The sequence below is a fragment of the Pseudoalteromonas sp. FUC4 genome, assembly GCF_008370255.1.
Taxonomy (GTDB): Bacteria; Pseudomonadota; Gammaproteobacteria; order Enterobacterales; family Alteromonadaceae; genus Pseudoalteromonas.
In genome coordinates, this window is sequence record NZ_SEUI01000004.1 from 40705 (window position 1) to 52815 (window position 12111).

Here is a 12111-nt window from a genome sequence, read left to right on the forward strand (position 1 = left end):
TAGCGAGTAATGTTACAGCCAAAACGTACAAAATTCCGTAAAATGCACAAAGGCCGCAACCGCGGTTTAGCGCAAAACGGTAACAAAGTAAGCTTCGGTACTTTCGGATTGAAAGCAACTGGCCGTGGCCGTATGACTGCTCGTCAAATCGAAGCAGCTCGTCGTGCTATGACGCGTCACGTGAAACGTCAAGGTAAAATCTGGATCCGTGTCTTCCCTGACAAACCGATTACAGAAAAACCTCTTGAAGTTCGTATGGGTAAAGGTAAAGGTTCTGTTGAATATTGGGTTGCTGAAATTCAGCCTGGTAAAGTACTTTACGAAATGGAAGGTGTTTCAGAAGAGCTTGCTCGTGAAGCGTTTGACCTTGCTGCTCGTAAACTGCCATTCAAAACAACTTTCGTAACTCGGACGGTAATGTGATGAAAGCTAGCGAACTAAAAGATAAAAGCGTAGAAGAGCTTAATGCTGAACTTCTAGGACTACTTCGTGAGCAATTTAATATGCGCATGCAAGCTAGCACTGGTCAGTTAGCTCAGACACACACGCTAAGAACAGTACGCCGCGATATCGCGCGTGTAAAAACAGTTATTAACCAGAAGGCAGGTCAATAATGAGCGATAAAATTCGTACTCTTCAAGGCCGTGTAATCAGCGACAAGATGGAAAAATCTTTCACTATCGCTATCGCACGTTATGTGAAGCACCCAATCTATGGGAAATTCATTAAACGTACGACTAAGTTACACGTACATGACGAAAATAACACAGCAAAAGCGGGTGACGTAGTTACTATCCGTGAATGCGCACCAATTTCTAAGAATAAATCTTGGACTTTAGTAGACGTTATTTCTAGTCCAAAACAAGCTTAATTTTTAATTAAGTTAGTTTTGTAAAAAAGCCCTGGCATTAGCCGGGGCTTTTTGTATTTAAAGCTGAGTATGTTAGCCCTCTCATCTGAAAATATGGAAGGTATATAGGGAGTGGCTGGAGTTTCGTGTGCCAGTTATGTTTTGTTAGTAGGGCTGGCTGCTGGAGCAGAAAAATAAGATAATAAGGCTTCATATTTCAGTTACTTTAACGCATGCATTTAGTTGTCTAATTAACGGTGTTACTTTTCTTTTACTGTCTTCTAGCCAAAAAAATTCACTTACCTTATTTGATTGTAATGATACAGTTTCAAAGTATCGAAAAATAGATATCCAAATACTGCTTCGATTATAAGTTTATCCGGTTTTTTATGCCTAAAACCTCAATTTATCGCCTTAAATTAATATTCTGGTATGATTAGCAAATATGCGCTTTTGAATGAACTTTTGAGGTAGTAATGACGCGTAGTTTTGAATTTCATTTAACTGATGAAGTAGCCACGGTCTCAATGGGTAACCGTGTTGCTGATATTATTGAGCAAGGTGCGGTGATTTATTTGCATGGTGATTTAGGTGCGGGTAAAACAACGTTTACTCGAGGAGTAGTGCAGGGTTTTGGCCATACAGGTAAGGTTAAAAGTCCAACATATACACTTGTAGAACCTTATGAGCTCGAACGCGCAAATGTTTATCACTTTGATTTGTACCGCTTAGGTGATCCTGAAGAACTTGAATACATGGGAATACGTGATTATTTTTCACCAGATGCAATTTGTGTTGTTGAATGGCCTGAAAAAGGTGGCGAATTTATTCCTGTGCCTGATTTAGATATTACTTTAAGCTATGTAGGTGATGAGCGTAAAATTGTTATTAATAGCGCTAGTGAGCGTGGTGTAGCAATCGTCGAAAAACTAAATAGCTAAAATATGAAAACTAGCTCTTATAATAAAAATAGTTAAGGCAGTGGTTATTAAAATGACTCGAGGTATAACTAAATTCTTTCTTACTCTCATGGTATTCGTTGTGAGTTTACCGTTGTGGGCACAAAATACTATTAATAGTGCGCGAGTTTGGCCATCGCCAGATAGCACTCGTGTTGTATTTGATCTAGATGAAAAGCCAGATTTTAGCTACTTTATGCTAAAAAACCCGAGCCGTTTAGTGGTTGATTTAGAAAATACTAGTGAACTTAAAATACTGCCAGGCGTTCCGCCAAAGCATCAAATTGTTAGTAAGCTGCGCTATTCTAAACCTAAAAATAAAAAAAGCGTCCGGTTAGTATTTGAGCTTAGTTCTCCTGTTAAACCCGTTATTTTTGCACTAGCACCCGCTGGCCCATATAAAAATAGATTAGTAGTCGATTTATATAACAAAGCTCAAAAGCAAGCCGTTGTGTCACCTGCGCAAACAGCGGCTAAAAACCGTCAACTAAGCCAAGAGCGCGACATTGTTATTGCGATTGATGCGGGGCATGGCGGCGAAGATCCTGGTTCAATTGGGCCATCAGGCACCTACGAAAAAACAGTTACACTGCAAATTGCGAAACGTTTAGAGCGCATGATTGATGGCGAACGTGGCATGATTTCGCGCATGGTACGAAGCGGTGACTATTTTGTAAAATTAAATACCCGTACTAATCGAGCCCGTGAAAAAAAGGCAGATTTTTTTGTTTCTATTCATGCTGATGCATTTACAAGCCCTGGGCCAAATGGTGCCTCTGTGTGGGTTTTATCATTAAGACGTGCTAATTCAGAAATAGGTAAATGGATAGAAGATAAAGAAAAACACTCTGAGCTCTTAGGCGGCGCTGCTGATGTAATGAAAGATGCCGCCAATGAAAAATATCTAGCACAAGCGTTGCTTGATATGTCGATGGACCATTCTATGAAAACTGGCCTAAATGTAGCTGACGAAGTGGTTAAAGAGCTTCGGAAAGTTGCCAAACTGCATAAAAAAGATCCCCAGCATGCGAGCCTTGCAGTACTAAAATCACCAGATATTCCATCTATTTTGGTAGAAACGGGGTTTATATCTAACCCGCGAGAAGAAAAGCTACTTAAAAGCCCTAATCATCAAGAGCGTTTAGCTAAAGCTATATTTACTTCCATTAAAAATTATTATTTGAAAAATCCGCCGGATGATTCTTTATTTGCTAAATTAAAGTCGCAATATCCAACAAAGCATAAAGTACGCCCCGGCGAATCTTTGAGTATGTTAGCGAGTCGCTATGGCGTTACAGTCAATAAATTAAAACAAGTTAATAAGCTTAGTTCTAATACCTTATTTATTGGACAAGAGCTCGATATACCTCAAAGTTAGTCATTATTATTAGCGCAATGTTTGCTAGGAAGTCTCATGAATATTGAAATATTACCCGCGCGTTTAGCCAACCAAATTGCCGCAGGCGAAGTGGTTGAGCGCCCAGCGTCGGTAGTAAAAGAGCTTGTTGAAAATAGCTTAGATGCTGGCGCAACGCGTATTCAAATTGATATTGAGCGCGGCGGCCACAAACTTATTCGTATTCGTGATAATGGCGCAGGGATAAGTAAAGATGAGCTAACGCTCGCACTTTCTCGCCACGCAACAAGTAAATTAAAATCACTTGATGACCTTGAAAACATTTGCTCACTTGGCTTTAGAGGGGAAGCACTTGCGTCAATTAGTTCTGTGTCGCGTTTAACGCTGAGCTCAAAACCAAAAGAGCAAGAAGCAGCTTGGCAAGCTTTTGCAGAAGGCCGCGACATGGCCGTTCAAGTAAAACCTGTAGCGCATCCCGATGGCACAACCATTGAAGTAAAAGATTTATTTTTTAATACTCCAGCACGTCGTAAATTTTTACGCACCGAAAAAACTGAATTTAGCCATATTGATGAGTTGATAAAGCGTATTGCGCTTAGTCGCTTTGATGTCTCTATTACGCTAACTCATAACGAAAAAGTAGTAAGGCAGTATCGTGCCAAAACTGATCCCTCTCAGGCTATAACACGCGTAGCACAAGTTGCAGGTAAGGCTTTTGCTGAGCAAGGTTTGCATATTCAATCAGGAGAGGGCGGCTTACAGCTGCATGGCTGGGTGCTACCTGTAGGCTCAGCGAATACTACTCAGTACACTTATGTGAATAATCGCATGATGCGAGATAAGCTTATTTTGCATGCAATACGCCAAGCGTTTGAAGAGGTAAGTGGGACGCAAGAGCTACCAGGGTTTGTTATTTATATTGATATTGACCCACGACAGGTTGATGTAAATGTTCACCCTGCTAAGCATGAAGTGCGTTTTCATCAAGGGCGGTTAATTCATGATTTTATATTGCAAGCTATTAAGCAGGTAGTAGTGCCATTGCAAGGCGAATTCACTAACGAATCAGCGAGCACAGAAGCAGAATTCACGGCTGCGTTCATTGAGTCAACGCATAGCAGTGCTAATAATATAGAAAGCGAAGGGGTGTTCGATTACCCTAAATCGCAATTACAGCCCTCTTCCTCTGGCAGTGCTGGTAGCTCAAGTTCGTCCTCAGGTACTGGAAGTGTTGGCAGTGCATACCGTCCTGCACCCAGTACGAGCCATCATGATGTAAATGCGTTTTATCAAGGGGTAAGTGAGCAACACGCCGCGCATTTTGATAATGCAGCCAATATATCTGCTGCACAACACCAGTCAGTATCTGTTGATAATGTCTTAAAAGCTGTTTCTATTATAAGTGTTAGTGAAGGAGTGTGTGTCTTTAGTGAAGAGCAGCAACTGTATTGCTCACATTTTAAATATGCATTAGTTGATGATTGGCATAATCAAATTAAAGAGTTCGGAAGTTTAGAAGGGAAAGCTCTTTTGTTACCAGTGCGAGTAAACTTAGAAAAAGAAGATTGCTTACTTATAGAATCCCAGCAATCGTGGTTTACCTTACTTGGTTTTGAACTTGTAATAGAAAAACAATTTGTAATGGTTAAAAAATTGCCAGCGTGTTTATATTTACTTGACGTAAGTGCAGCGGTAGGTGAGCTACTTGATGCGTGTAAAGCAAAACTTGAAAATATAGAAAACTGGTTAGAATGGCAGATGAAATGTGTGCCGACCCGATTTTATTTAAGCAATGTATTTTTAGCGCAACAAATGCGCTTACAAAATAATCCACAAACTATTGAACGCTTGCGTAAAAAAGCAGTTAAAATAGAGCTAAATCACTATTTAACGCAATTAGATTAAGGTATCAGTGTTGAGTAATTTACCAGTTATATTTTTAATGGGTCCAACTGCAGCAGGTAAAACAGCATTGGCAATCTCGCTGTGCGAGCATTTAAATACAGAAATAATCAGCGTAGATTCAGCGCTAGTGTATAAAGGTATGGACATTGGTACAGCAAAACCTGATGCCGGAGAATTAGCCAAAGCTCCGCATCATTTAATTGATCTACTTGACCCGAGTGAAACGTATTCAGTTGCAGATTTTAGGCGCGATGCAGTGCAAAAAATTGACGAATTTCACAGACAAGGTAAAGTGCCTGTGTTGGTTGGAGGTACAATGCTGTACTTCAAATCTTTAATTGATGGTTTATCGCCTTTACCTGAAGCAGATACAGAGATAAGAGCAGAGTTAGAAGCGCAAGCGAAAGAATTTGGCTGGCCTCATTTATATAAAGAATTAGTTAAAGTTGACCCAAAAGCAGCCGAAAAAATAAGTGAAAATGATTCACAAAGAATTAATCGAGCTTTAGAGGTTTACAGGTTAACTGGTAAGACCATGACTGAGTTGCAAATGCAAAAACAGCCGGCTTTACCTTATACTTTTCATCAATTTGCAATTGCACCGCAAGAACGCAGTGAATTACATACCCGAATTGAAGAAAGGTTTAAAATAATGATTGATCAGGGGTTTGAAAACGAAGTTTCGACCCTATATCTACGTAAGGATTTACATCCCAATATGCCTTCTATTCGTTGTGTTGGTTATAGACAAATGTGGGATTACCTTGCGGGTGAAACAAACCATGATGAAATGGTTTTTCGTGGCATCGCAGCAACACGTCAGCTGGCAAAACGGCAGTTAACGTGGCTTCGTAGTTGGCCTGATGTTACTTGGTTAACAACAGGCAACGAAGAAAACTTGCATCGTGTAGTAAGTTCGCTAAGCTAGTAGTAGTTGAATATTGTTTTTTATCAAATAAGTTCAGCCACTTAATTATAATAACACCTAGAACGAAGGAACAATAACATGGCAAAAGGCCAATCGTTACAAGACCCATTTTTGAATGCACTACGACGTGAGCGCATTCCAGTATCAATCTTTTTGGTAAATGGCATAAAATTACAAGGCAAAATTCAGTCATTTGACCAATTTGTTATTTTACTAGAGAACACCGTAAATCAAATGGTTTATAAGCATGCAATTTCTACAGTTGTCCCTGCTCGCGCAGTTAACTTCCAAGCAGTTCAAGGAAGTGATGACACTGAAGAGGCAGAAGCTGGAAACTTTTAATTAGGAGCATAATGTTTGTTTGACCGCTATGAATCCGGCGAACAGGCAATTTTAGTTCATATCGACTTACCTAAAGAAGGAGATCGTGAAGATCTTCATGAATTAGAAATGTTGGTATCTTCTGCTGGTGTTAGTAGTTTGGCGGTTGTGCAAGGCAGCCGTCAAGCACCACATCCGAAACTATTCGTCGGTACCGGTAAAGCAGAAGAAATAGCTGAGATTGTCAAAATCCACAAAGCAGATGTCGTAATTTTTAATCATCAACTCAGGCCATCACAAGAGCGTAATTTAGAGCGCGTTTGTCAATGTCGTGTGCTTGATAGAACGACACTAATTCTTGATATTTTTGCCCAACGCGCACGTACCCACGAGGGTAAGCTGCAAGTTGAATTGGCTCAACTTCGCCATATGTCGACTCGATTAATTCGAGGTTGGACTCACCTTGAACGTCAAAAAGGCGGGATTGGTTTACGTGGTCCTGGTGAAACTCAACTTGAAACTGATAGAAGATTACTTCGTGCCCGTATCCAAAATATTCGTGCACGTTTAGCTAAAGTTGCAGTGCAACGTGAACAAGGTAGGCGAGCTCGTACTCGCAACGAAATACCTACAGTTTCGTTAGTTGGTTATACCAATGCGGGTAAATCTACATTATTTAATCGAATTACAAATTCAGATGTATACGCGGCCGATCAGTTGTTTGCCACGCTTGACCCGACTCTACGTAAGCTTGAGTTAGGTGATGTTGGCCCTGTGATTTTAGCCGATACAGTAGGCTTCATTCGTCACCTACCACATGACTTAGTTGCTGCTTTTAAAGCAACGCTTACTGAAACTCGCGAAGCTGATTTGCAGTTACACGTAATTGATGCAGCAGACTCACGTCTGCAAGAAAATATTGAACAAGTACAATCGGTGCTTAAAGAAATTGAGGCCGATGAAGTACCACAGCTATTAATTTATAATAAAATTGATGCGCTGGATAACGTAAGCCCACGTATTGATCGAGACGACGAAGGCCAACCTATAAGAGTATGGCTTAGCGCTCAGACTGGTGAAGGGTGTGAATTACTTAGCGAGGCTATTAGTGAGCTATTAGCTAAGAAGATGTTTAACGAAACATTATTTCTTACGCCATTGTATGGTCGCTTAAGAGCTGCATTGTTTAGTTTAAATGCAGTGCATGAAGAGCAATTTGATGAGCAAGGTAATTGGCTGTTAGATGTTAGAATGCCAATGGTTGAGTGGAATCGTTTAATTAAAGAATTTGGTCCTGAAATTGCTGGTTTTATCAACCGTAATTAAAAATTGACGTTTTAATGTCGGTTTTTGTATGAGAAACGCGGTAGATTTGTTAGATTTAACACAATTTCCTAATTTATTTAGATAACAATGGAGTATAGCTATGGCCTGGAATGAACCGGGTAATAATGGCAATGACAAAGATCCGTGGAATAATAAAGGCGGACGTGATCAAGGCCCACCTGATTTAGACGAGGTGTTCCGCAAGTTTAGTAACAAGTTCAGTGGCTTATTTGGCGGGAAAAAATCCGGCAATGGTAGCGGCGGTGGACTTGGCGGAGCCGGTATTTCATTCATACTTATTATCGCCGTTATTGTATGGGCGTTAAGTGGTATTTATACGGTTAAAGAAGCCGAGCGTGGTGTGGTTCTTCAATTTGGTAAATATGACCGAATTGCTGATCCTGGTTTGCGTTGGAAAATGACTTTCATCGAAACGGTAATCCCAGTAGATATTGAAGCAGTTCGTTCATTATCGGCTTCTGGTTTTATGCTTACTGAAGACGAAAACGTAGTGAGCGTAGAGTTTCAGGTGCAATACCGTGTTATTGACCCATACCTTTATGAATTTAGCGTAACTAACGCTGATAGTAGCTTAGAAGAAGCGCTAGACAGTGCACTGCGTTATGTTGTGGGCCATGCAAAAATGGACCAAGTATTAACTAATGGCCGTGAGGTTGTTCGTCAAAATACATGGGATGAGCTTAATAAGATTATCGAACCATATAACTTAGGTTTAATTGTTACTGACGTGAACTTTAAAGACTCTCGTCCACCAACTGAAGTTAAAGATGCATTTGATGATGCAATTGCTGCACAAGAAGATGAAGAACGTTTCATCCGTGAAGCAGAAGCTTATGCTCGTGAAATTGAACCGCGTGCTCGTGGTCAAGTAACGCGTATGACTCAAGAAGCAGAAGGTTATCAAGAACGCATTACATTAGAAGCACAAGGTGAGGTAGCTCGCTTTGAAAAGCTTTTACCTGAATATCAAGCAGCTAAAGAAGTTACTCGTGAGCGCTTATACATTGATGCAATGGAAGAAGTGTTAGGGAGTAGTTCTAAAATATTGGTTGATGTTAAAGGCGGCAATAACATGATGTATTTACCTCTTGATAAAATCATGGACAAGCAAGGAGCTGCAACACGCGTTGCACTTCCAAGCTCAAGTGATATTCAAGACTTACGTAATAAAGTTAATACGTCGCGCAATAGCTCTGTTAATAGTGGCAATGACCGCTTTAACAACGACCGCTTCAATGATGGGAGATAATCATAATGAAAAACTTTAGTTTAGTAATACTATTAGCTGCCATTGTCATGTCTTTCTCATCGGTATTTGTTGTACCTGAAGGGCAAAAAGCAATTGTAATGTTATTCAGTAAAGTACAAAAAGATAGCGACGATAAAGCGATTGTATATGGCCCAGGCCTACAATTTAAAGTACCATTTTTTAGCCAAGTACGTCGTATTGATGCACGTATTCAAACGCTAGATGGTGCGCCAGATCGCTTTGTTACTAGCGAGAAAAAAGACTTAATTGTTGATTCGTTTGTAAAATGGCGCGTTAATGACTTTAGTGCTTTTTACTTACGTGCTCGTGGCGATAAGCAATATGCTGAAACGCTACTTAAGCAAAAAGTAAACAATGGTCTTCGTACAAACTTTGGTACACGTACAATTCGTGAAATTGTATCAGGTGAGCGTAGCGAGTTGATGGAAGAAGCGTTAGTACAAGCTTCTGAAAGTGCACGTGAGCTAGGTATTGAAGTACTAGACGTACGTGTTAAGCAAATCAACCTACCACAAGAAGTGAGTAGCTCTATTTACCAACGTATGCGCGCTGAGCGTACTGCAGTTGCAAAAGAGCACCGCTCTGAAGGTCAAGAAAAAGCAGAGACTATTCGTGCGGGAGTTGACCGTCGAGTAACAGTAATGCTTGCTGATGCTGAACGTAATGCACGTTCTGTACGTGGTCAAGGCGACGCTGATGCTGCAGGCATTTATGCTAATGCGTATAACAAAGACCCTGAGTTCTTTAGTTTTGTACGTTCGCTTGAAGCTTACAAAAAGACTTTTAAAGATAAGCAAGATGTTATGGTGCTTTCACCAGATAGCGACTTCTTCCAATATATGAAAGGCGCTAAAGCTCAATAGACTTTACGTTAATTATTTAAAAGTTAAAAAGCCTCGCATTTGCGGGGCTTTTTGTTAAATACAAACTAGTGCGTTAAATCACTGTTATTTATGTGGTTATTGGTCAATATTTGAATATAACAATTGCCCGCAGAAAAAATAAGCTGAACAGGGGTGATCTTTACTTTAGTTTTCTGGTAAAATCTCGTCCTAATTTTCTCTAAGTGAATTTACGATGGGTAAAAACGTTGTTGTATTAGGCACCCAATGGGGTGACGAAGGAAAGGGTAAGGTAGTTGATCTCCTTACAGACAAAGCATCTTTAGTAGTTCGTTATCAAGGTGGCCACAATGCGGGTCATACTTTAGTTATCGAAGGTGAAAAGACGGTTCTACACCTTATTCCATCGGGTGTATTACGTGACAATGTTAAATGTGTGATTGGTAATGGTGTAGTTTTATCACCAGAAGCGCTCATGAGAGAAATTGGCATGCTTGAAGAGCGCGGCGTACCAGTACGCGAGCGTCTTTTAATAAGTGAAGCATGTCCGCTAATCTTGCCTTTCCATGTTGCATTAGATGTAGCCCGCGAAACAGCTCGTGGCGATAAGCCTATTGGTACAACTGGCCGTGGAATCGGTCCTGCGTACGAAGATAAAGTAGCACGTCGTGGTTTACGCGTAGGCGATTTATTTAATCCTGAAGTATTTGCAGCTAAATTAAAAGAAGTGCTTGAGTACCACAACTTCACTTTAGTTAACTACTACAAAGTAGATGCTGTAGATTTCCAAAAAACGTTTGATGATGCAATGGCTGTTGCTGATATCTTAAAAGCAATGGTTGTAGATGTAACTGAGCTTTTAGATCAAACGCGTTTAGCAGGCGAAAACATTTTATTTGAAGGTGCACAAGGTACGTTACTTGATATAGATCACGGTACTTACCCTTATGTAACATCTTCAAACACTACCGCTGGTGGCGTTGCGACTGGTGCAGGTTTTGGTCCATTAAACCTTGATTACGTTTTAGGTATTATTAAAGCGTACACGACACGTGTTGGTTCAGGTCCTTTCCCTACAGAGCTTTACGACGGTCTTGATAAACAAGATCCAGTTGGTAAGCACCTAGGTGATAAAGGCCATGAGTTTGGCGCTACAACAGGTCGACTTCGTCGTACTGGTTGGTTAGATGCAGTGGCTATGCGCCGTGCAGTTCAAATCAACAGTATTTCAGGTTTTTGTTTAACTAAGCTTGATGTTTTAGATGGCTTAGAAACACTTAAAATCTGTACTGGTTACAAGCTTGAAGATGGCACAGTTACTAACGTAACACCATTAGCGGCTGAAGGTTACGATAAAGTAACACCAGTATACGAAGAAATGCCAGGTTGGTCAGAAAACACTGTTGGTGTAACGAGTCTTGACGGTTTACCAAAAGCTGCGATTGACTACATCAAACGTATTGAAGAAATTACGGGTGTTCCAATTGATATTATTTCTACAGGTCCTGACCGTGTAGAAACTATGGTGCTTCGCAATCCGTTTGCGTAATTACCATTAGATTAAAAAAAGCTGCTTCGTGCAGCTTTTTTTGTGTCTAAAATTCACCTTGGAACGATCTTTGTATATTATTTAACAAGTTTATTTATATAAGTGGTGAACATGCGTTTATTTGACCGTAATTGCGTACTAAGGCTTTCGTTAATTCCGCTGTCTTTATTTATAGCAACCAACAGCTTAGCTACAGAAAGCCCTGCTGCTGTGCCGCTGTATACAGAATCAGAGCTAATTGCGTTAATAAATAAAAATACGCATTTAGCGCGCGTAAAGGCAGATGATTGCCAGTTAGTGCAAGATATAGAAGCACGAGCCAATAAAATGGCATTGCCGTCTTATCAATTTTTATACGGCGATATGCTGGCTTATAACGTGTGCGTTGATCGCAATGTAGAGTTGGGTGTGTATTACATGCGAAAAGCAGCTGAGCAAGGCTTAGCGGCAGCGCTAGAACAGTTGGGACGATACTACGACACTGGTCGCTTAGTTCAGCAAGATAAAGCAATGGCAATTACGTATTTGCGTGAAGCCTCGTCGCAAGGTAGTTTAAAAGCACAACTACGTTTAGTTAAATTATTTAATGATGGCTATGGCAGCCCGCGTGATTTTGAAGATGCCTATCGTTGGCTATTTAACTCTATGGTGGCAGATAAAGCGACTCATAAAAAAATTGAGCGAGCACTGAGCAAATTAGCGAAAAAAATGCCAGATAGCGTAGTTGCTCGAGCCCGTCTTCCAATTTAATGGGCTCTAAAAACACAAAAACCCTAACTTATA

General features: G+C 40.4%; 13 protein-coding genes. All 13 read left to right on the forward strand.

Features of this window, described 5'->3' with window-relative positions; all coding sequences use genetic code 11:
- Nucleotides 1-9 precede the first annotated feature (9 nt).
- The 13 genes from rplP (at nucleotide 10) to EU510_RS12460 (ending at nucleotide 12078) form a co-directional block, all read left to right on the forward strand.
- Entirely contained in the window at nucleotides 10-423 is a 414-nt protein-coding gene (rplP, locus tag EU510_RS12400; RefSeq protein ID WP_002957890.1) for a 50S ribosomal protein L16, read from the forward strand.
- A complete protein-coding gene (rpmC, locus tag EU510_RS12405; RefSeq protein ID WP_002957889.1) occupies nucleotides 423-614 on the forward strand; it encodes a 50S ribosomal protein L29 in 192 nt (63 codons plus the stop codon). The genes rplP and rpmC overlap by 1 nt, the downstream gene beginning before the upstream one ends.
- A complete protein-coding gene (gene rpsQ, locus EU510_RS12410; protein ID WP_002957888.1) occupies nucleotides 614-871 on the forward strand; it encodes a 30S ribosomal protein S17 in 258 nt (85 codons plus the stop codon). The genes rpmC and rpsQ overlap by 1 nt, the downstream gene beginning before the upstream one ends.
- A 455-nt stretch (nucleotides 872-1326) precedes the next feature.
- Entirely contained in the window at nucleotides 1327-1791 is a 465-nt protein-coding gene (gene tsaE, locus EU510_RS12415) for a tRNA (adenosine(37)-N6)-threonylcarbamoyltransferase complex ATPase subunit type 1 TsaE (RefSeq protein WP_149593755.1), read from the forward strand.
- A gap of 52 nt (nucleotides 1792-1843) precedes the next feature.
- Nucleotides 1844-3187, forward strand: a complete 1344-nt coding sequence (locus EU510_RS12420) for an N-acetylmuramoyl-L-alanine amidase (protein WP_149593756.1) — start codon at nucleotides 1844-1846, stop codon at nucleotides 3185-3187.
- Between the two features lie 36 nt (nucleotides 3188-3223).
- Nucleotides 3224-5071, forward strand: a complete 1848-nt coding sequence (mutL, locus tag EU510_RS12425) for a DNA mismatch repair endonuclease MutL (RefSeq protein ID WP_149593757.1) — start codon at nucleotides 3224-3226, stop codon at nucleotides 5069-5071.
- 10 nt (nucleotides 5072-5081) lie between these two features.
- Complete coding sequence (miaA, locus tag EU510_RS12430; protein WP_149593758.1) at nucleotides 5082-5999, forward strand: tRNA (adenosine(37)-N6)-dimethylallyltransferase MiaA; 918 nt, start codon at nucleotides 5082-5084, stop codon at nucleotides 5997-5999.
- Nucleotides 6000-6077: 78 nt separating this feature from the next.
- On the forward strand, nucleotides 6078-6341 hold the full coding sequence (gene hfq / locus EU510_RS12435) for an RNA chaperone Hfq (RefSeq protein WP_002957883.1): 264 nt from the start codon (nucleotides 6078-6080) through the stop codon (nucleotides 6339-6341).
- Nucleotides 6342-6356: 15 nt separating this feature from the next.
- Nucleotides 6357-7646, forward strand: a complete 1290-nt coding sequence (gene hflX / locus EU510_RS12440) for a ribosome rescue GTPase HflX (RefSeq protein ID WP_024597267.1) — start codon at nucleotides 6357-6359, stop codon at nucleotides 7644-7646.
- A 100-nt stretch (nucleotides 7647-7746) separates the two neighbouring features.
- Nucleotides 7747-8916, forward strand: coding sequence for an FtsH protease activity modulator HflK (gene hflK / locus EU510_RS12445; protein WP_149593759.1), 1170 nt, complete (start codon nucleotides 7747-7749; stop codon nucleotides 8914-8916).
- A 5-nt stretch (nucleotides 8917-8921) separates the two neighbouring features.
- Nucleotides 8922-9800 (forward strand): protease modulator HflC, encoded by an 879-nt coding sequence (gene hflC, locus EU510_RS12450; protein WP_002957880.1) that lies wholly within the window; start codon nucleotides 8922-8924, stop codon nucleotides 9798-9800.
- A 214-nt stretch (nucleotides 9801-10014) separates the two neighbouring features.
- The gene (locus tag EU510_RS12455) at nucleotides 10015-11328 is read left to right on the forward strand and encodes an adenylosuccinate synthase (protein WP_024597266.1); all 1314 of its coding nucleotides are present in this window, start codon (nucleotides 10015-10017) and stop codon (nucleotides 11326-11328) included.
- 111 nt (nucleotides 11329-11439) lie between these two features.
- Nucleotides 11440-12078 (forward strand): tetratricopeptide repeat protein, encoded by a 639-nt coding sequence (locus EU510_RS12460; RefSeq protein WP_149593760.1) that lies wholly within the window; start codon nucleotides 11440-11442, stop codon nucleotides 12076-12078.
- Nucleotides 12079-12111 lie beyond the last annotated feature (33 nt).